This is a genomic window from Brevibacillus fortis, assembly GCF_046196545.1.
In the GTDB taxonomy this organism is placed as follows: Bacteria; Bacillota; Bacilli; order Brevibacillales; family Brevibacillaceae; genus Brevibacillus; species Brevibacillus fortis_A.
On sequence record NZ_CP176370.1, the window covers coordinates 2853523 to 2873746 of the forward strand.

Annotated in this window: 16 protein-coding genes; 8 read left to right on the top strand and 8 right to left on the bottom strand. The window is 47.3% G+C overall.

Features of this window, described 5'->3' with window-relative positions; all coding sequences use genetic code 11:
- The first annotated feature begins 3 nt into the window (after positions 1-3).
- Positions 4-768 carry a LamB/YcsF family protein gene (locus ACKKE8_RS14790; protein ID WP_409178793.1) on the top strand — a complete coding sequence of 255 codons (765 nt, stop codon included), beginning with the start codon at positions 4-6 and terminating at the stop codon, positions 766-768.
- 4 nt (positions 769-772) lie between these two features.
- Here ACKKE8_RS14790 and ACKKE8_RS14795 read toward each other — a convergent pair whose 3' ends face one another.
- The 3 genes from ACKKE8_RS14795 to ACKKE8_RS14805 all read right to left on the bottom strand — a co-directional run bounded on the left by ACKKE8_RS14795 (position 773) and on the right by ACKKE8_RS14805 (position 4497).
- Positions 773-1906 carry a GerAB/ArcD/ProY family transporter gene (locus ACKKE8_RS14795; RefSeq protein ID WP_409178794.1) on the bottom strand — a complete coding sequence of 378 codons (1134 nt, stop codon included), beginning with the start codon at positions 1904-1906 and terminating at the stop codon, positions 773-775.
- Between the two features lie 72 nt (positions 1907-1978).
- Positions 1979-2998 (bottom strand): Ger(x)C family spore germination protein, encoded by a 1020-nt coding sequence (locus ACKKE8_RS14800; RefSeq protein WP_409178795.1) that lies wholly within the window; start codon positions 2996-2998, stop codon positions 1979-1981.
- A gap of 23 nt (positions 2999-3021) precedes the next feature.
- On the bottom strand, positions 3022-4497 hold the full coding sequence (locus tag ACKKE8_RS14805; protein WP_409178796.1) for a spore germination protein: 1476 nt from the start codon (positions 4495-4497) through the stop codon (positions 3022-3024).
- Between the two features lie 154 nt (positions 4498-4651).
- Between ACKKE8_RS14805 and cdaS the strand changes: the two genes are divergently transcribed.
- A complete protein-coding gene (gene cdaS, locus ACKKE8_RS14810) occupies positions 4652-5266 on the top strand; it encodes a sporulation-specific diadenylate cyclase CdaS (RefSeq protein ID WP_007726860.1) in 615 nt (204 codons plus the stop codon).
- 106 nt (positions 5267-5372) lie between these two features.
- Here cdaS and ACKKE8_RS14815 read toward each other — a convergent pair whose 3' ends face one another.
- Positions 5373-6599 carry an aminopeptidase gene (locus ACKKE8_RS14815; RefSeq protein WP_409178797.1) on the bottom strand — a complete coding sequence of 409 codons (1227 nt, stop codon included), beginning with the start codon at positions 6597-6599 and terminating at the stop codon, positions 5373-5375.
- Positions 6600-6846: 247 nt separating this feature from the next.
- Here ACKKE8_RS14815 and pepF point away from each other — a divergent pair, with 247 nt between their 5' ends.
- On the top strand, positions 6847-8646 hold the full coding sequence (pepF, locus tag ACKKE8_RS14820) for an oligoendopeptidase F (protein WP_409178798.1): 1800 nt from the start codon (positions 6847-6849) through the stop codon (positions 8644-8646).
- Between the two features lie 80 nt (positions 8647-8726).
- A complete protein-coding gene (locus tag ACKKE8_RS14825) occupies positions 8727-9056 on the top strand; it encodes an MGMT family protein (protein ID WP_409178799.1) in 330 nt (109 codons plus the stop codon).
- Here ACKKE8_RS14825 and ACKKE8_RS14830 read toward each other — a convergent pair.
- Entirely contained in the window at positions 9053-9412 is a 360-nt protein-coding gene (locus ACKKE8_RS14830) for a Lin0512 family protein (RefSeq protein WP_007726864.1), read from the bottom strand. The two genes, ACKKE8_RS14825 and ACKKE8_RS14830, sit on opposite strands and share 4 nt — an antisense overlap.
- 169 nt (positions 9413-9581) lie before the next feature.
- Between ACKKE8_RS14830 and ACKKE8_RS14835 the strand changes: the two genes are divergently transcribed.
- Entirely contained in the window at positions 9582-11546 is a 1965-nt protein-coding gene (locus ACKKE8_RS14835; RefSeq protein WP_409178800.1) for an ATP-dependent DNA helicase, read from the top strand.
- Positions 11547-11589: 43 nt separating this feature from the next.
- Here the strand turns inward: ACKKE8_RS14835 and ACKKE8_RS14840 are convergent, their stop codons facing one another.
- Entirely contained in the window at positions 11590-13206 is a 1617-nt protein-coding gene (locus ACKKE8_RS14840; protein ID WP_409178801.1) for a multicopper oxidase family protein, read from the bottom strand.
- Between the two features lie 220 nt (positions 13207-13426).
- Here ACKKE8_RS14840 and ACKKE8_RS14845 point away from each other — a divergent pair, with 220 nt between their 5' ends.
- The 3 genes from ACKKE8_RS14845 to ACKKE8_RS14855 all read left to right on the top strand — a co-directional run bounded on the left by ACKKE8_RS14845 (position 13427) and on the right by ACKKE8_RS14855 (position 17704).
- Positions 13427-13897, top strand: a complete 471-nt coding sequence (locus ACKKE8_RS14845) for a hypothetical protein (protein WP_409178802.1) — start codon at positions 13427-13429, stop codon at positions 13895-13897.
- A gap of 676 nt (positions 13898-14573) precedes the next feature.
- Positions 14574-16643 (top strand): acyltransferase family protein, encoded by a 2070-nt coding sequence (locus tag ACKKE8_RS14850; protein WP_409178803.1) that lies wholly within the window; start codon positions 14574-14576, stop codon positions 16641-16643.
- A 173-nt stretch (positions 16644-16816) separates the two neighbouring features.
- A complete protein-coding gene (locus ACKKE8_RS14855) occupies positions 16817-17704 on the top strand; it encodes a DMT family transporter (RefSeq protein ID WP_409178804.1) in 888 nt (295 codons plus the stop codon).
- Between the two features lie 95 nt (positions 17705-17799).
- Here the strand turns inward: ACKKE8_RS14855 and ACKKE8_RS14860 are convergent, their stop codons facing one another.
- Positions 17800-18747 carry an alpha/beta hydrolase gene (locus ACKKE8_RS14860; RefSeq protein ID WP_409178805.1) on the bottom strand — a complete coding sequence of 316 codons (948 nt, stop codon included), beginning with the start codon at positions 18745-18747 and terminating at the stop codon, positions 17800-17802.
- 130 nt (positions 18748-18877) lie between these two features.
- Positions 18878-20188, bottom strand: a complete 1311-nt coding sequence (locus ACKKE8_RS14865; RefSeq protein ID WP_409178806.1) for a hypothetical protein — start codon at positions 20186-20188, stop codon at positions 18878-18880.
- Positions 20189-20224: the final 36 nt, after the last annotated feature.

The window sequence follows — 20224 nt, forward strand, 5'->3', positions numbered from 1 at the left end:
AAGATGAAAACAGTAGATCTAAACTGTGATATGGGAGAGAGCTTTGGCGCCTATCAGTTGGGCAACGATCAAGAAATTTTGTCCTATATCACCTCTGCAAATGTGGCATGTGGTTTCCATGCTGGCGATCCTGCGACGATGAGAAAAACAGTAAGAATGGCAGCAGAGGCAGGTGTGGCAATCGGTGCCCATCCCGGATTCGCTGATTTGGTCGGCTTCGGCCGCCGCAACATGGAAATTTCCCCTGAAGAGGCGTACGATCTAGTCGTGTACCAAATCGGCGCCCTGCAAGCGTTTGTACGGGCAGAAGGGGGCTTCATGCATCATGTGAAGCCACACGGGGCCTTGTACAATATGGCAGCCACAAGACCTGCTCTGGCTGAGTCTATTGCGTTGGCCATCTACAAAATCAATCCGGAACTGGTGTTGTATGGCTTGGCGGGAAGTGAGTTGACCCGTGCAGGGGAAAAAATCGGTCTTGCTACGGTGCACGAAGTGTTTGCAGACCGTACATATCAGCAGGATGGAACGCTGACACCGCGTAGTCAGCCGAATGCAATGATTACGGACCAACAGCAATCCCTCCAGCAAGTCATTCGTATGGTAAGCGAGGGACTCGTCTTGACCCAGCAAGGCGTGGATATCCCGATTCAGGCGGATTCTATTTGTATTCATGGCGACGGTGCCCATGCGTTGGGATTCGCACAAAGCATCCGAGAAGCTTTGGCAGGAGCTGGCATTACAATTGCAGCACGATTTGCTCGATAGACATCTATCGGGCTTTTTCTGTTTCCGCTCCGGGAGTCTGGTATCGTGCGGTACTTCGCTTTTTCCCCCAAAGGAGAAAGAGCAAGAACAACAGCGGGATATAGCCATAAATAAAAGTGAGGCTGACATTCCCATAAAAATCGAGTGCCATGAGCAAAGGAGTCGTGCCTTCGAGTAGATAGGAACCAATTAGCAAAGATGCTAGGACAAGCAAAAGGGAGCGGAATTGACTGATGCCAAATATTTGCTTCATTCCGCGGGTAACCCCCCATAAATTGAGACAGATGTTTGGCAGAATCACGAACAGCCAAAGAGATATCACAATGAACTCCAATCGCTGCAAAATCGGAATTTCGACGATTTTGAGCATGGTCAAGGTCGGCCAAATAATCATATCCAATTCACCTTGGCTAAACATGAGGAATGTTACGATAGCGACGGCTACATACAGGAGCGTGCTGAAAAGGATGCCGGCGTGGGCCCATTTTTGTGAGTGAGCTGCTCGCTTGATAAACGGGTAGTAGAAGAGCAGTAATTCAAAGCCCATATAATTGATGACAGCCTCTTTGGAAGACGCGAATAAAGACGTGAAGTTATGCGAAAACATCGGGAACAAGTTATTCGGGTGAGCGTACTCGAAAGGGAAAAGGAACAAGGGTAGCATCAAAATCGCCGGGATCACCACACCGAAAAAGCAGACGCCCGTAACCGTACGAAAACCACCAGCGACAATGTACACAATGAGGAGCAAGATAATCAGCGTCGTACTCCACGTCTGCATGAGAGGGAAAATAAACTGCTTCACAATACTGACGTAAGAACGCAAGATGAGAAAAGCAGCCATCCAGACGTAGATCAATACGACGAAGCTCATCAACTTGCCTAACCATTTTCCCAAGCAAAGCTCATGAAGGGAGAACAGATCTTGGCTACCCGCATCCAACATGTAATAGAGCATCCAAATAATGAGATGGATGCTGGCCCCAGCAAGAAGAAGGGAGATCCAGGCATCGTAGCCGGCATGGGCTACGATAGTCCGTTGAAACCCGAGTATCCCGACCCCCACGATATTGGCATGCACGAGAAAGAATACAAAAAAAGGTGAAACCATAGCGCTTTCTCGAATGGAAGTACTCACCTGATCCCTCCTGGTTATTCATTACTCACCCGTTTGCTCCAGCTTGATCGAGGCCGTCACTGCGATTTTCATCTATGGATAAATCTTTTTGAAGTGCGAGTAGTTCCACGAAGTGCTTCGACCACGAACCAAATCCCCAAATCCAACCGGATCAACTTCTAGCTTCTGTAAATGCTTAACAAAGCTCGTCGCCTCCTTTTGCAGGTACGAGGCAAGTTCTTTTTCCATTTGATGCAAGACTTGTGGATTGGATAATTGCAGCCACTTCGAATAATCTTTGACTTGCCCGTTTACTGTGAGCTTTACCAAGATACTGGGAACAGGTTCTGCCGTATTGACATCGAAGGCGGCATGGGAATGAAGATTTTTCAACAGGCCAGATTCTTTTCGATTGTTTATCGTCACTTCAAATGGAATTTGACCACTCTTGGCTTTTTCGACCATGATTTTTAACAAAAAGCTCTCTTTCGAATTGATGCGATGCACGAATTTGTCATCTCGAAAAAGCGCGAGACCATCCAGCTTCACTCTGTCATTATGCATCACGAAATAGGGGAGGTAAGGATCGCGACCCTCGCCATAAAAATTGAATAAGAAAATATGCAGGTTGGTCTTGGGCAAATTCAACGTTTTGATATTTTGAGCGACACTATCGGAGATGAAAAAAGGGATTTGCATATGACGGATGCCTTTCAAAATCGTCATTGCCTTTGGTTCCGCCACAGCGAGTTGAAGGCGAAAACCGATAGAGGGGTCGCGGCAAAGGGTATGCACCAGCGATTCTATTCCGTTTTCAGCGTATCTCCTCCCGACAACGACGGAGCGCAGCTGCCCAAGCTCCACTTGTGCTGGGGTGATGGCGTTAAAATCAGGAAGGATCGAAAATAAATTCGTACTTTTTGTTTCCAGCAGTTCTACCGAGGTCTTTTCCTTTCCGTACACATGGGTGATAGCCGCGCCTTTTATCTTTTGATCTTCGATATCGAGCCCCAGTGAATGAATCAGCTGTACTTCGCTGACGATTCGAGTCGAAGAGCAGCCAGCTATGATCCATATAAATAACACCAGTATCCATGTCCTCTTTGCTACCATGGTTTCTTCGATGGCTCCTTCATCTATTCATCAATGTCTCTTTTCTGAGTGGCCTTGTCAGGATCGTACCTCCATTGTGAGATGACGCGCATAACAGCAGACCTTCTGGCCGTTTTGCTGTAGGAAGAGCGAATGAAGCTGTCCGCGAAGCTACGTCTGCGAAAAGGGTAAAGCGGAGCCAGGTAAGGTGTTCCTAACGATTTAAGCTGAAGAAGATGAGTCAGCATGAACATGAGACCGATGGCAATCCCAAGCCCGCCCCAAATTCCAGACAAAATAATGAGCGGGAAGCGCAGGAAACGGATCGTATTTGACATTTTGTAAATGGGCGTAGTGAAAGAGGCAAGCGCCGACAGAGCAACGATGATCAGCAATATATTACTGGTCAAGGCTGCTTCTACAGATGCTTGACCAATGACGATTCCACCTACGATTCCAAGAGTCTGTCCGACCTTTGTTGGGAGCCGGGCACCTGCTTCTCGCAAGAACTCGATCGTCAGCTCCAAGAAGAGCACCTCCAAAACGGGGGGGAACGGAACGTATTTCCTCGATAAAATGATCGGAGCCAACATATCTTGCGGAATCATTTCCAAATGGAAAGTGAGAACCGCCGTGTAGGCAGGTGTCATTAAAATAGAAAAAAGCACACCAAAAATGCGAATCAACCGAAACAAGGATGATAAGATCCACGGTAAATAATAATCCTCGGGAGAAATGAAGAAATCAAAAATAGTGGTTGGACCGGTAATGACATACGGAGATGCATCGGAAATAATCACGATTTGCCCGAGAGTTAAGGCATAGATGACCCGGTCAATCCTTTCTGTAGACAGAAACAATGGGAAAGGGGTATTCGAATTATCACTCATGATTTGATCGAGCTGTGATGAATCAAAAATAATATCGAAGTCGATCGTCTGTAGTCTTTGTTCAACCGTTTCAATGTGCTGAGGATTCGTAATACCAGACAAATAGACAACGGCGATGCGCGTATGAGAGAGCGTACCTAAGGTTAACTCTCGAATGATTAATTTGGGTGTGCTGATTTGTTGACGGATGAGATGCAGGTTAATATCGATGTTTTCAACAAAGCCTACCTTTGGTCCAACGACACTAAACTCGTTTTCCGTGTCATTGTCAGTTCGCAGTCCTTCAGTCGGATTGGACAGATTGATGAGAGCGAAGAACTGTAGATTGTCTTTCGATTGGATGGCAGCATAGCCCGTCATGATTTTGGAGACGACTGTCTGTATGTCGTCTGTATAAATAATATCCTCCACATGGATAAAGCGGGAAAAGTGGCGCAGGTCCGTGATCGAGTCATTTGCTTCCATACGCTCTTGAAGGGGGCGCAAGAGATTTTTTTGCAGCAGCTCTGTTTTTATCAAGGTTTGATAGTACGAAATAACAAAAGGACTTTCCTCGTTCAGCAGGGGGTAATGCTTAAAATCATTCGAGTCTTGTGCGATGGAAAGAAACTCATTCCATTCCGTTATCATGTCGGTTTCGCTCCATAAGCTGTTGATCATTTGGTTTTACTATGTCCGGATTGCAGTGGAATTATCATCTAGGAAATAGAATGATTTCCTATAGGGAGGGGAACAATCAAACAAAGAACGAAGCGTGAAGAGAAATGGAAATTGAGGGGTTCATATGCTGGAAGTTAACTGTGATACATCATCGCTGAAGGCTGAATTGCTGCAAGAGCTGAGAGGAATATCCGTTACGTTAGATGAGAGCATACATGCTTTGAAAAATGAAAACGAATGTGTACTGGGGACGTTTGATCAAATACGGACGAAGTTTAGCCGACTCGAAACAGTAGCAGCCTCCTTTTATTTACAATGCTATCTCTCACCCTATACAGAAAAATATCTGGATTTATCCAAGGCCGTGCAGCACTTGGCCAAAAGGCGCCAAGGAGCATTGATTGTCGTTGAGCGCGAGGACCCACTTGATTTACTGCTGCAAGCTGGCATACCGATTGGAGCAACGATGAGCCATTCCTTGCTGGAGTCTATCTTTTATCCAGGCAGCCCTTTGCATGATGGGGCCGTCCTGATTCGGGAAAATCATATCGTTTCCGCGGCCAATGTACTGCCATTATCTCAGGTTGTGGTAGGGGAAAAAAAGCTGGGAACCAGACATCGTGCTGCGTTGGGCTTGAGTGAAAAAAGTGATGCACTGATTGTTGTTGTTTCCGAGGAAACGGGGAAAGCGTCCTTTGCTATGCAGGGGCACTTGTATCCGATTATTTCCCCTTCATGAAAGCGCTCCGCAAAAAGAGCTATTGTATCCGAGAAAAGAACGAGGCTGGATTTGTCATGGTGATGACACAAATCCAGCCTCTCGCTATGTCATTCTCAGGTTAGATTCAAGCCCAATTTCCGTTGCGGAATAGTGGTTCACGCTTGCCGTCAGCTGTTTCTCCATCAATGTTCATCTCGGCGGAGCCGATCATGAAATCGACGTGAGTGAGGCTGATATTGATACCACGACTAGCCAGTTCCTCATTGCTCATGTCAGCGCCACCTTCAATATTCACACTGTAAGCGTTCCCGATCGCCAAGTGGTTGGACGCATTCTCATCAAAGAGCGTGTTATAGAAAATGATATCTGATTGCGAAATGGGGGACAAATGAGGAACCAAGGCCACTTCCCCCAAATAATGCGAGCCTTCATCTGTTTCAATTAATTGCTTTAGGGATTCTTCTCCCTTTTCAGCAGTTGCCGAGACAATTCTTCCTTTTTCAAAAGTCAGGGTAAAGTTCTCGATCAAATTCCCATGATAGCTCAAAGGCTTGGTGCTGCGAACGGTTCCGTTGACCCCTTCTTTTAATGGCGCGGTGAATACTTCTTCTGTCGGCATATTGGCCATGAAGGAGGCACCGTCTTTATTTACGCTACCGCCGCCAATCCAAATGTGGTTGGCAGGCAGCTCAATCGTCAAATTGGTGCCGGGAGCTTCGTAATGAAGGTAGCGGTATTGTTTGGCGTTGAGCTGATCCACCTTGCTGTTCAGTGTCGCATGATGGTCATGCCAAGCTTGGACCGGGTCATCCATATCTGCGCGAGTGGCGCGGAAGATTGCATCCCACAGGGCAGGCTCCTGTTCCTCTTGTGGCAAATGCGGGAAGACCATGGCGGCCCATGCAGGTGATGGTACCGCAAGTACGCACCAGCTCACTTTATCTGACATGGTATAGCTGCGGAATTTGTGGAGAGCTTGACCAGCTGCTTTGTTGGCAGTAGAGATGCGGTCAAGATTTACCCCTTTCAGCAAATCGGGATTCGCTGCAGAAATGTAGAGAAACGCCGCGCCATTTTCCGCCATTTCCTCTAATCCCTGTACCTTCCATTGCGGGTATTCGCGAAACGCTTCATCAGGAGCCAAATCATATTTCATCCGTGTGAGTTCATCGTCGGTCCAATCAATATGTACGTTCTTGGCACCTGCTTCGTACGCTTTTTTGGCTACTTTCCTTACAAATGGAGCAGTAGATAGCGGAGCGGTTACTACTAACGTTTGCATAGGCTGTACGTTCACGCCGACTTTCACAGCGAGATCAGCGTAACGGTCAAACAAGGTTTCAAAAGACATGGTTCAGTTCCTCCTTTTAAGAACAAAAGGCTTACTTGCATTCTATCTATTTTACCTTCCCCTCCGAAATCACCTGCTTATGATTTGAAAGAATTTCCTAGGAAAGCGCAGAAAAAGACAGATTACGGCCTAATTCGAGCAAGTTATCCACTTGTTTATTTTGGTTAATTGTAGGAAAATTCAAATGAAAAGGCAATTTTATTACATAAAAAATATTTTATTGGCAGAACCAAAGGAGGCAGTCAGAGTGAAGACAAGACAGACACGTGATCAAGTCGCTGTCGAGTATACGTGGAACCTGAACGATCTGTTTGAGAGCCAGGAAGCGTGGGAGCAAGAATTAGCAGAAATTGTACAGCATCTGCCTGTGGTCACTGCATTCAAAGGTCAGCTACATACGAGTGGAGAGACGTTGTTGGCATGCTTGGAGGCAAACGAGGCGATCAATGTTCGGACAAATATCGCAGCGACGTATGCTAGACTGCGGTCGTCTGAAGACGGGACGAATCCACAAAACCAAGCGAATTCTGCACGGGTAGGGGATGTCATGTCCCAGCTGAACGCTGCGCTTTCTTTTATACCTTCCGAGATTTTGGCTTTGCCTGAAGGAAAAATCGAGAGCTTCTTGGCGGAAGAACCAGGACTCGAAGTATTCCGCAAAAGTCTGAATGATTTGCTGGAAACAAAACCGTACCGACTGTCGGCAGAGACCGAGGAAGCGTTTGCGGCTATGGGCGAGGTTTTCTCTGCGCCGTACAACATATATGCGCGCGGAAAGCTGTCGGACATGTCATTTGCACCCGTCAATGATAGCGAAGGAAATGAGCGTCCAGTATCCTTCGCGCTGTTTGAGACCGATTATGAAATGTCGTCCGATACGACGCTGCGTCGTGCTTCGTACGAATCTTTCTCGAAGACGCTCGCATCCTACCAAAACTCCTTCGCTGCGGGATACGCAACAGAGGTGAAAAAACAAACCGTCATGTCTCGTCTGCGTGGCTATGAGACCGTAACGGACATGCTGCTTAAGCCACAGCAGGTTACATTGGATATGTACCACAACATTCTGGATATTATCGGGAATGAACTCGCTCCGCACATGCGACGCTATGCGAAGCTCAAGGCAAAAGAACTCGGTCTTGAGAAGTTGGCCTTTTGCGATTTGAAGACACCGCTTGACCCAGAATTCAGCCCGCCGATTACGATTGAAGAAGCTGGGCAAAAGATACTGGCTTCCTTGCAAGTAATGGGTCCTGAATATACAGCCATTATGGAAAAAGCGCTGAATGAACGCTGGATCGATTACGTAGACAACGTGGGCAAATCGACAGGTGCGTTCTGCTCAACGACATATAGCAAGCACTCTTACATTCTCATTACGTGGTCGGGAAATATGCGCAGTGCTTTCACGCTGGCTCATGAGCTGGGGCATTGCGGACACTTTATGCTGGCGACAAGGGAGCAAAGCTTTACGAACTCTCGTCCATCCCTGTACTTTATCGAAGCGCCTTCCACACTCAACGAGCTTTTGCTCGCGCAGCACATCGTGGAGCAATCCGACGATCCTCGTTTGAAGCGTTGGGTCATCTTGCAATTGATGAATACGTACTATCACAACTTTGTCACGCATCTGCTAGAAGCGAGAATGCAACGAAAAGTATACGAAGCAGCGCAAAAAGACGTACCATTGACCGCCAAACAGCTCTCCGAATGGAAAGGGCAAGTGCTCGCAGACTTCTGGGGTGATGCAGTTGATCTCGACGCTGCAGCGAGTCTTACATGGATGCGCCAACCGCACTATTACATGGGGCTGTATCCGTACACTTACGCTGCTGGTTTGACCGCTTCTACAGCGATGGCAGCGAGCATCAAGCAAGAGGGACAGCCTGCCGTTGATCGTTGGATCGAGGTGCTCAAAGCAGGGGGAACACTAACGCCGCTGGAACTGATGAAAAAAGCTGGCGTAGATATGTCAGATCCGCAGCCAATCCGCGAGGCTGTCGCATACGTCGGCAGTCTGGTTGACGAGCTGGAAAGACTGTTTTAACCTGATAAAAGTAGAAAAGGCTTGTGATCGCAAGGAATCACAAGCCTTTTGATTTGATCAAGCAAGAAGGAGTAGTCATCATGACCGAATTTACGCAGCGCGCACTAAAAATTATTGCCGGGATTCCAGCGGGCCATGTCATGACGTATGGGCAAATTGCTGCGTTGGCCGGGAGTCCAAGGGCCGCCAGACAAATCGTTCGCATCCTTCATTCCATGTCCAAAAAGCACAAGCTTCCTTGGCATCGGGTCATCAACGCCCAAGGAAAGATCGGATTGCAAGATTTGGATTCGTTCACGCTGCAAAAAATGGCCTTGGAAAGCGAAGGGATAGTCGTATCAGCAGCAGGAGAAATAGAGTTGGAGCGTTATCAGTTTCACCCACATGTAGTGGATGAGCCCGTATTCTAGTATCCTACCTCTACCGAAGCAATGACGATATAGGCAAGGTCGTTCTTGTCCTCTTTTTCAGCGATCACGACCCCACTGCTCGTCAGCATGCCACCATCGACGATTTCGAAGGAGACTTCTCCGTAAGGCAGTGCTTTTCGAACCGTTTCTAAGTCGAGCTTGTCCTTGTCAGCAGGAACGGCAAGTCTCACATTTACTTTCATGTTATGGATATCGTTTCCTGGCAAGACAGAACGCAACCCAGGCATCGAATTGTGATGGATGGCATTTTGAACAGCGCGGACTGCGGCTTTGGTGACGTTTTGTCCATGCATGTCGATGCCAATTCCTATTTCAATGAACATTACTTTTTCCATTTGTTTGTTCACTCCTGTTTCATTCTACTTTTCTACCATCCTTATCTTACCACGAAATGGAGTGGTTTTTTCTCTCATCTGTATTGTGTTTATCGTCAAGACATGTCATCATAACATGTTGGCAATTCTATGCTTGACGATTCTTTTTATTATTGGAGGCAGGTCACAATTGGAACGTTATCCTTTTGCCTACGATCCGTCCCAGCCGTTCATCTCTCAGGTGAGTGATTGGGTAGCGGACGTTTTTTATGAAGTATTGCCTGAGGCTGGATTCGAGGTGCGTGATGAGCAAATCTACATGGCCTTTCAGCTTGAACGGGCTTTTATAGAGAAGCAAACGATTTTTGCAGAGGCGGGAGTAGGCACGGGAAAAACCTTGGCTTACTTGCTGTATGCCATCTGCTATGCACGATATACCAGAAAACCCGCCATCATTGCCTGTGCGAATGAGTCGTTGATTGAGCAGCTCGTAAAACCGGAAGGCGATATTGCCAAGCTGGCTCGTCATCTCAACCTGACGATTGACGCGAGACTCGGAAAATCTCCGGACCAATATCTCTGTTTGCGCAAGCTGGATGAGGCGAGATTCCAGCCTGAGACAGGCGAAGCTTTCCAGCATATTTATCAAGAGCTGCCTTCCTTTATTCATACACATGAGGCCTTGCAGTCGTTTTATCCGTACGGGGATCGCAGCACATATCCTGACCTGGATGATCAAGAATGGGCGCAGATGAACTGGGATACGTTTCAGGATTGCTTTGTGTGTGACAGACAGCACCGCTGTGGGCAGACCCTTTCCAGAAATCATTACCGTAAGTCAGCGGATTTGATCATTTGCTCCCATGACTTTTATATGGAGCATGTGTGGACCTATGAAATCCGCAAGCGCGGAGGTCAGCTACCGTTGCTGCCACCGCATAGCTCGGTCATTTTTGACGAGGGTCATCTGCTGGAGCCTGCTGCCCAAAAAGCATTGACGTACAAGCTGAATCACTCTGTCTTCGAAGAAACGATTACGCGTGTCTTGAAGGGTGAGATCAGGGAAGAGCTCGCCATTGCCATTGAAGAAGCCATTGCTCAGAGCGAGGAGATGTTCTCCCGATTGAACGAAGAGAGCAAGGCTGTGAAGGGCTCCAACCGCAAAGAGATTCACTTCCATCCGGAACTGATTGCAACCATCCACCGTTTTACGAATCTCGTCAGTTGGATTGAAGAAGAGCTGGCGCTAGAGGGTGGTCTGTATACGTTGGACGAGTTCCAGCTGCGTATTGTCGAAGAGCATCTGGAAATGATGCAGCTGGCACTGGGACTTTTCCAAGACCCGGATCACGTCATTTCCTGGATGAGTGAAGAGATTACAGGGCCAACCTTGGTCGTCATGCCAAAAAAGGTGCAGGAAGTACTGGAAGAGCGCGTATTCTCACAAAAGATGCCGATTGTCTTTTCGTCAGCGACTCTATCTGTTGATGGATCGTTCAAGTATGTGGCGGACAGCTTGGGCATAGAGCAATACCTGTCGTTCTCGGTGGCTTCTCCATACGAATACGACAAGCAAATGGAGGTATACGTACCGACACTTTCTGCGACCGACTCTTTTGCGGAAAAAATGAGACAGGCTTCCCAATTGCTGCAAAAATCAGCGGGTAGTGCGTTGCTGTTGTTTTCCTCCATGGAGGAATTACAGCAATTCAAGGCCGTCATCAAAAACGAGCCAGCCTGTACGGATCTGCGATTCTTGTTTGAAGGAGATGCGGAAATCAGCCATCTGATCTCTCAATTCCAAAACGACGAGAAAAGCAGCCTCTGTGCGGTGAGCCTGTGGGAAGGGTTAGATGTTCCGGGGCCTTCGCTGTCCAATGTGATTATTTGGTCACTGCCATTCCCGCCGAATGATCCGGTGTTTACAGCAAAACGAAAAAGTGCAGCGTATCCGTTCGACGAGGTAGATATGCCTTACATGCTGCTGAGACTACGTCAAGGCATCGGGCGTTTGATCCGTTCGAGAGAGGATAGCGGTCTGGTATCGATCTTGAGTCCACAATTGAGCCAAAATGATCAGCTGAGACAGCAAGTACAGGATGTTTTCCCAGCAGGGGTAGAGTGGAAAACGTCTTTGGACGGTGTATTGGCGTAATGAAAAAGCAGGAGCCTGCGTGGCTTCCTGCTTTTTTCTATGGTTATTCCGGCATGTTGCCGACGGTAGGATCAACGACAAAATCTGGCTTGAAGCCTTCATATTTTACTTCGGATACCATTCCTTGCGCAGCATGGCCCAAATCGTGGCAGTGGAACATCCAATCACCTGGATTGTCAGCTTCGAAGGCGACTACATAAGATTCACCCGGTAAAATGTTCAGCGTATCTTTGACCAGAGGGGAGCCTGAGATAGGCTGTCCGTTTTTGCTCAATACTTGGAAGAAATGTCCGTGCAAATGCATCGGGTGGATATCTTTTGGTGATTTGTTCACCATCGTGACTTTGACCAGATTGCCTTTTTTGACGTTGAGCGGAGGGACATCTGGGAACGTTTTTCCATTGATGGTAAAGGCCATTTTTCCATCTGCCGTTTCCGTGTTCAGATCCATTTGATACGTGATGTCATACTTCTGCTCCAGCGTAAAGTTGCTTTTTGCCGCCTCACCGTATTTCGTGATGTCTATCGTTGGCATGTCGCCAGCTTCTGATTTGGCTGTTTTTGTTTCTGAGCCTTCGTAGACGATAGGTACGACAAGGGACTTGGCGCCTGGATTAGTGCTGCGCTCCTCTAATAACCATTTGCCAGGATTGTTTGCGACAAATTCGAGATCATATCGTTCTCCTGGTCCGATATTGAGGAGCTGGCCTCCTACAAGGGGCGGATTATTGATGGGTTGCCCGTCTGTTGCTACGATTTTAAATTCATGACCTTGCAGGTTCAGCTTGTGGTTCAAGTATCCGGCGTTGATTAGTCGGATTCTGACTTTCTCTCCTTCTTTAACAGATAGCGGCTGGATTGCCGGGCCTGTTTTTCCGTTCACGGAAAAGATCGTATACATCAACGGCATCATCTCAGCGTCACTCATAGGCATCTCCATACTGGCCATGCTGTGACCACCAGCGGACGAGCTATCGGAAGAAGGGGCACTCATGCCGTGGCTCATGCCACTTCCGTGCATTTCCGCCATGCTATCGTCCTGCATCCATTCATCCAGAACGAGGGTAAAGTCCTTGTCAGCTGGCTCTGGTGTAGCCGGTTCTACCACAAGTGAACCATACAAGCCTTTGTCTACTTGCTTGGCGCTGTTTTGATGCGAATGGTACCAGTATGTCCCGGCAACGTCCACCTTGAATGTGTAGGTGAAGCTTTCGTTTGGTCTAACGGCATTTTGGGTCACACCAGGGATTCCGTCCATGTTATTCGGGACGGGCAAGCCATGCCAGTGGATGGTGACTGGCTCGGGCAATTCGTTTTTCAACGTCACGCTGATGGTTTCCCCTTGTTTGACACGAAGCTGTGGACCTGGAACGGTTCCATTGTACGTCCATGCGTTTTTCATGGTCTTGTCATCGAGGTGGAGCATGTTTTCTTTTGCTGTGAGGGTAAACGTATTGCCTGTAAGCACCTCCATCGACGAGTCGCTGTAAGCAGACATCTGTTGGGGTTGAGTTTGTCCGGATGTTTCGGGTGAAGGATTCATGTTGTGTCCATTATGATCCATCGTAGTATTATCAGTGGCAGTGGAGCAGGCGGATAACAGCAAAACGCCACCTAGAACCAAGGGATAAGCCCATGGGCGTACTTTCCGTTTGTTCATATGCACTTTTTCCTCCTTTGAGCTGTTGGAGAAAGCGTACCAAACGATTGTGTAGAAAACATGAAGACAAAGATGTATGACACTTCTGTTACGCATTGTGCAAAAATGGGAAAGTAAGCGTGAACAAATGCTATAATGGAGTATCGTACATACAAGTAATCAGTAGAATCGGACAGGGATGGTGTTCACGTTTGGGTAACGTAGATTTTGCGAGCTTGCCTTGGAATATTTTTTGGGTTGGAGTCGCTTATTTTTTGGTCACAGGAGTCTTTTTCTGTCTTGGATTTATGCGATTGCTTTCCGAACGGGTGAAAAGTGGCATCGTATGCATGGTGATTGCGGTAGTCAGTGGTGGTTTCTTCTTGAATTATTTGTTTACTCATCACATTTAAATTGGGATAATCAAGCGAAAATCCTCGTCGGTGCTGGTAATCGATGGGGATTTTATTTTTGTCTTGTGTTTCCCGTTTCGATTGGCGAAAATGGAAGTGATAGGGGAATAACCGGGTTGATGTCGCTTTCCTTCGGGGGATACCGATTTCAAAGCAACTATTCCTCACAAATTGGAAGAGACGATACATACAAGCTTTTGGATTTGGCATTACATCAAGCAGAAACTTATTGGCTCAAAGGTTTATCAACAAATGACAATCAGGAATGTCAATACAACTCGCAAAAAATTACGAACTGATGCAGGCTGTTGATCCGTAAATCTTTTGTGACAAGTAAACATGTTGCATTTTGCATCTGACAGTGGTGGTCTGCGATGATCTACAATCGTGAAGCTGATGGGGAAAAGTATACCAGCAGCTTCTTTTTTGTTCCGCGTTTTTACCGGGAAAAAAACATTGTCAGAATGTAAACAGTTTGTAACGAGTTATCCCCCGAAACCGTCATATAATCAGGTTACAAACAACTATTCAGCAAAAGTCAAACGTAAGACAAGGACCGGGTAATTTCCTTGTGAGTCCATCCATTATAAGGAAGGCGTGATGCATATATAAGGGAGTAAGAGACCAGAAAACAACGAGATAGTGAGTAGTTCATCACATCCTGAATACGGGCAACGATGATGGGAAGAATTCATTTTCCATAAAGATAATGAACGAGACCAACCCCCGTTTTCGCACGATTCCAGAAACAGGGGTTTTTGCATTCATAGAGCACGCAATTCCCGATGTGTAATGACTGCCCCCAACAACAAATGATGAAAACAGAACGGAAGCAAAAGGGGAGAATGCAGATGTTTTGCATGGCGAGCACGAAGAATCACCATAAAAAAATGAAAAGGACGATGGGTACGAAAAGAATCAATAATCAGAACGAATTAATCACTCGCCAACATGCAACGACAGGAGGCCACCAGCATGCCTGAACCGATCAAAGGCGTAAGCAGCCGATACATGGCTGGGATCGACGGGCTTCGTGCGCTGGCGGTACTCGCAGTCATTATTTATCACTTGAATTACGACTGGGCACCCGGGGGATTGTTGGGTGTCGGTATTTTCTTCGTTTTATCGGGATATTTAATTACAGACTTATTAATTGCAGAATGGAATCGAAATGGCAGACTCGACATGAAAGACTTTTGGTTGCGCCGTGCCAGAAGACTGCTCCCAGCGCTTTTCCTCATGCTGTTTGTGGTGATGGTAGGGGTGGCTATCTTTTCGCCAGCCCAGTTAGAGACCATCCGTGGAGATGTTGGAGCAGCCGTTTTGTACGTGAGTAACTGGTGGCTAGTCTTTCATGACGTATCTTATTTTGAAAAATTCGGTCCGCCTTCACCATTAGGCCATTTGTGGTCATTGGCAGTAGAAGAACAGTTTTATGTGATTTGGCCGCTGGTACTCGCTCTGGGACTCCACTTCCTGAAGCGCAGAGGGCCAATCATGATCATTACTTTGGCGCTGGCTGCACTATCCGCCATCTCCATGGCCGTTTTGTATGAGCCAGGTCTTGATCCGAGTCGTGTTTATTACGGAACGGACACACGGGTATTCGGGTTGCTGATTGGTGCCGCACTCGCCATGATGTGGCCGAGTCGCATGCTTACGACGAACATTTCACAAAAAGCGCGAATTACGCTTGATCTGAGCGGTTTCTTGAGCTTAGGGATTCTGTTGTACAGCATTTGGAACACGAATCAATATGATGATTATTTGTACGAGGGCGGGCTAGTCCTCTTATCGGTTGTCAGTGCCGTGCTGGTCGCAGTACTCGCACATCCGGCAAGCAGCTTGGCGAAATGGATGGGCTGCACGCCATTGCGTTGGATCGGCGTTCGATCTTACGGTATTTATTTGTGGCATTACCCTGTTATCGTTTGGACGAATCCGTTTTTAGCGGAAAGGGAGTGGATGGCGGTACCTGGAGCAGTTCTACAGCTCCTCGCAAGCATTTTGCTGGCATCGTTGTCATTTAAATATCTCGAAGAGCCTATTCGTTACGGTGCATTAGGCAGAATCTGGCATCGTTCCAATAAGGCAGGGCAGAAAACAAAACGGTTAAACCGTGTATTGGCAACTGGTTGCGCGATCGCTCTATGTGTCACGTATTATGGGATCGCTTCGCTCACGTCAGATGCGACCGCTGGCAATGTGCCGCAGCCTACGCAGACGGTCACCGAGACAAAGGTCCCCGACAAGCCACATGGTCCTGAGGTGCCAATCGTAGAAAAGAAACCGGAAACGGTTCAAAAACCAGCTACTCCACCAACCAAGCCGAAAAACGAGCAGAAGCCAAATAACAACGCACAAAAGCAGAAGCCTGCGGAGAAGCAGAAAGATTCGAATGCTTCCAAACAGCCTGACCAAAAACAGGAACCGATCAAAGCGATAGGCTCCGGTAAAGGAATCACGGTGGTTGGTGACTCTGTCATGCTTGATGTGGCTCCTTATCTGGAGAAACTTTTGCCAGGAATCGTCGTGGATGCCAAAATCGGAAGGCAAATGTCGCAAGCTCCTGACGTGATTGCGCAGCTCAAGGCAAAAGGGCAATTGGGGAATCGCGTTGTGATTGAATTAGGCTCGAACGGCGCATTTAGTAAAGGGCAGCTCGATAAGCTGCTGCAATCGCTGGATGGTGTAGAGCAAATCATTCTGGTCAATTCTCGCGTACCTAAACCGTGGGAGGCCGTCGTGAATAAGATGCTGGCGGAAACTGCTGCAGCCCATCCGCATGTCGTTCTTGTGGATTGGTATGGGGCAAGTGAAGGGCAAAGCTCTTACTTTTACAAAGACGGTGTTCACCCGAATAAGGAAGGCTCGCAAAAATACGCGGCACTCGTGGCGAGTGCAATCGCGCCGACGGAGCCAGAGAAGAAGCCGGAAGTGAAAGAGGAAGAGAAAGCGGCAGAGTCGGCAGTAGAAGAGACAGGGCAGATGGAAGGGGCACTGGAAGCAACTGAGGAAACCCCGATGGAAGAAATGGTACAATAAAACAAGGGAAGACCAGTGAACCGAGTCGTTCGCTGGTCTTTTTTGTGTGACAGTGTGTACAACCAAACATAATTTCCATCAAACTATTGCAGATCAGCTCATGGACTTTTTTCGCACTCTCCTGTACGATAGCTAACGGAAGAATAATGCATCGGGCGAAAGAAGGAACATTCATGATTCGGTCGTACTTGCTGTTGCTTTTTTGTGTGACGCTGTGGGGCAGTAATTTTGTGTTTGGAAGCATGCTGGTCAAAGAGTTTCCTCCGTTGTTTTTGGCAGATGTACGCTTGCTTTTCACGTCTATGTTTCTGATCATTTACGCGTGGCTGACCAAAAAATTCGTAAAAATCACCGCTCGTGAGCTAGGACTTCTTGTCTTGCTCGGATTGATCGGGACGCTGGCGAATCAAACGGCGTATTTCAACGGGCTCTTGACGACAGACGCGACAACGGCATCGTTGATTCTTTCCTTGTCGCCGATTGTCACTGCAGTGCTGGCCTCTTTGTTTTTGAAGGAACAGTTTACCTTGCGTATGAAGATTGGGTCTGGCTTGGCTCTTCTGGGAACATTCTTCGTAGTCGGTGTTGGGGCTGGACTCTCCATTTCCAAGGGAGTCTTACTCATTGTGATTGCCATGGTCACATTCTCGTCTTCCATGATCATCATTCGCAAACTGACGCAAACGATGCAGCCGTTTATTGCAACAGTGTACTCGACAACGGTCGGTACCCTGTTTTTGACTCCTGCGGCGCTGTTGACGATTGAGCCTGGGGCGCAGATCAGCCACGAAGTGTGGGCATGGGCGATGCTCATTTTGACCGCGATTCTCATGCAAGGAATATGTGGAATCGTCTGGAATCAACAATTAAAAGTGGTAGGGACGGGCAAAGCAGCTATTTTTCTTAACTTGCAGCCCTTTGTGGCGATGCTGGTCGGGTTTTTACTGCTTGGTTCCCAGGTGACATCGATTCAAGTGGGAGGCTCCTTGTTGATCGTCGTAGGTGTGATTGTTGCCAGTGTTCAAAAGAAACAATCTGTTCAGCCATCTAAATCGGTATAGGGTATGCTGTAAAAGGTGAAAAGGAAAGCGTAGGCTTCGATTCGGAAGTGAGAATTGCCCGAATCAATGCTTACGCTTTTTTTATCCAATACGGCCTACATTTTGAAAGCTTTTCGCAATTGAGCCGACATCTCATCCAGCGATTCCTGAGCTTGCTTGATAAACGTATGGAATCCAGTGTAGGAATGGATCATGCCTTTTTCATTTCGATAGATGACATCTACACCGCTTTCACGTAGCTTGTCTGCATACGTTTTTCCGCCATCTCGCAAAGGGTCGTATTCGGCTGTAGCTGTAATCACCATGGCAGGAGGCAGACCAGTGAGATCGGCTCCGTTGATCGGATCAAGATATGGATTTTGTCGATCGGCAGCCGGAGGTATATAGTGACCGAGGAACCAATTCAACAATTTCACATCCAGCAAATAGCCGCTCGCATTTTCCTGCATGGACGGATAGAGATCGGTGTCCACAATTCCTACGGCTGGATTTATTAATAATTGAAAAACGATAGACGGTGCCTGTCGTTCTTTAGCCATGAGACTCACTACTGCTGCAAAATTAGCCCCGGCACTATCTCCGCCTACTGCTATCTGCGATGGGTTAATGCCAAACTGATTCGCATGGTTTGAAATATAGAGGAGAGAATCATAGGCATCTTCCAAGCCTGCAGGAAAAGGATGCTCAGGAGCGAGCCGATAATCGATAGAAATGACCACACATTTTGCGTTATTTGCGAAGTTGCGACATACCGAATCTACCGTTTCGAGATTGCCGATCACGAATCCGCCTCCATGATAGTACACGAGTGCAGGGAAGGGTGCATGTCCTTCTGGTGTGTATATGCGAATCGGAATAGAACGACCTTCTAAGGGAAGCGATAGATTCTCAACCTTTTTTACCTGCTCACGTTCCACGCCTGAATCTCGATTTTGATCAGTCGCCATTCGCATCATCTGTGGTGTCAATTGGTTGAAATCAACATCATGGCGTGAGCGGTTGAAGACGTCTAATATTTGTTGAATCTGTGGATGAACCGGCATGTGTATGACCCCCAATTCGTATGATATTTGGATAGCTTACTAAAATAGGACGAGAAAAAGCGCAAGCATTGATCCACAAAAGAAGTTTTCTGGAAATCACAAGCTTACGCCTTTCTCATGGGAGAAACAATTAGGTGGTTTGTGGGGAGGGGAGTATACGATAAATCTTCCGTGGACGCCCTCGGTTCGTTGGCGTTTCTTCCCCAATGAGCTCGATGATGTTGTGCTCTGCTAAATCACTTAGTATTCTTCGCGCATTGCGAGGGGTCATTCCCATCCATTCCGCGATCATTGATGCGCTGATGTATTTTTGCCCCAGCGCTTTTTGGACGGAAATGATTTTGTTAAACGTCGTGATACTGACACCGGCTTTTTTCAGATTTTCGCTGATTTCTTTGTCCTGTGTCCAATATTCATAGCTGATGCTGTTCGTTTGACGTAGCGGTCCTTCAATCGAACCGTCATAGTCAACGAGGATCACGGCATCCTTATGGTTTTTGGCGTGGCCGAGAGCGAGCTGTGCATTGCGCTCCGCAGACAATGCTGTGACACCAAAACCGATTCCCATATTCGCATGCGAATGGGTGAGCAGCTTGATTTTTTCCAAAAGGATCGTGGGGTGAAAATCTGGATTGTCTTCATACGATCCGCGGGTGGAAAAAATAATGAACTTGGAATTGCCGACCGCGACGAAGCTACCGGAAATCGACTCCGTGTAATCGAGCACGAGCTCTTGCAGTTTCAGGTCGAGGCGGCGTAGCTCGTACGCGTTTGCAGGCTCATTTACGAGCTTTTCCATGTCAGTTACCTCAATCAATTGAACAGCAATTTGGGAGCGCTTGAAATGGAGCGTTTCGCCCTCCTGTAGAATTTGCTTGAAAATCTCTCGAAATATGAAGCGCGTGAAGCCCATTCGGTATACTCTGATTCCTTGTCGTTTTAATTCTTCGGTGACGAAAAGCGTTCCCGTGACACAAGCGTCTACCTTGCCTTCCTGGATAAGGCGGGTGTGATAGGCTACCAACTCAGATCTCTTTCTGAATTCTTTATACGGCTTTAGGTATGGATTCTCACAATGCAAGCCCAATTCCTCTAAAGTCTCACGAAAATGCGCTTCCGAAATGGTATCGAAGCTCACGCGATCTAAAGAAAAGCCATCGCGGTATACCAATTCGAGCAATACTTTGGTCAGGACACTTGAATTGACTTGCGGATAAAAGGCTTTTTTCTTGCCAATATGCGTTTTTGCCATCGAGTAGGGGGCGACTCCAGAGAAGAACCAGATGTCTGTTTCCATATCATTTTCGGCTACATAGGCAGGTACTTGTTCCACTCCTTGATAAATAAAGGAGGTGAGCAGGATGTGATCGGAAAACTCACGTCCCACAGCTACCATTGCATCTACTGAATCTTTTGGACCGACTATGCCAACTTTTATCATCAAAATGTCCTCCAAAAAAGTTAAACTACGGGATAA

Coding starts and splice junctions, on each gene's coding strand:
- ACKKE8_RS14790 (WP_409178793.1), top strand. CDS start 4: ATGAAAACAGTAGATCTAAACTGTGATATGGGAGAGAGCTTTGGCGCC.
- ACKKE8_RS14800 (WP_409178795.1), bottom strand. CDS start 2,998: ATGGTAGCAAAGAGGACATGGATACTGGTGTTATTTATATGGATCATA.
- ACKKE8_RS14805 (WP_409178796.1), bottom strand. CDS start 4,497: ATGATAACGGAATGGAATGAGTTTCTTTCCATCGCACAAGACTCGAAT.
- cdaS (WP_007726860.1), top strand. CDS start 4,652: ATGCTGGAAGTTAACTGTGATACATCATCGCTGAAGGCTGAATTGCTG.
- ACKKE8_RS14815 (WP_409178797.1), bottom strand. CDS start 6,599: ATGTCTTTTGAAACCTTGTTTGACCGTTACGCTGATCTCGCTGTGAAA.
- ACKKE8_RS14825 (WP_409178799.1), top strand. CDS start 8,727: ATGACCGAATTTACGCAGCGCGCACTAAAAATTATTGCCGGGATTCCA.
- ACKKE8_RS14830 (WP_007726864.1), bottom strand. CDS start 9,412: ATGGAAAAAGTAATGTTCATTGAAATAGGAATTGGCATCGACATGCAT.
- ACKKE8_RS14840 (WP_409178801.1), bottom strand. CDS start 13,206: ATGAACAAACGGAAAGTACGCCCATGGGCTTATCCCTTGGTTCTAGGT.
- ACKKE8_RS14850 (WP_409178803.1), top strand. CDS start 14,574: ATGCCTGAACCGATCAAAGGCGTAAGCAGCCGATACATGGCTGGGATC.
- ACKKE8_RS14855 (WP_409178804.1), top strand. CDS start 16,817: ATGATTCGGTCGTACTTGCTGTTGCTTTTTTGTGTGACGCTGTGGGGC.
- ACKKE8_RS14860 (WP_409178805.1), bottom strand. CDS start 18,747: ATGCCGGTTCATCCACAGATTCAACAAATATTAGACGTCTTCAACCGC.
- ACKKE8_RS14865 (WP_409178806.1), bottom strand. CDS start 20,188: ATGATAAAAGTTGGCATAGTCGGTCCAAAAGATTCAGTAGATGCAATG.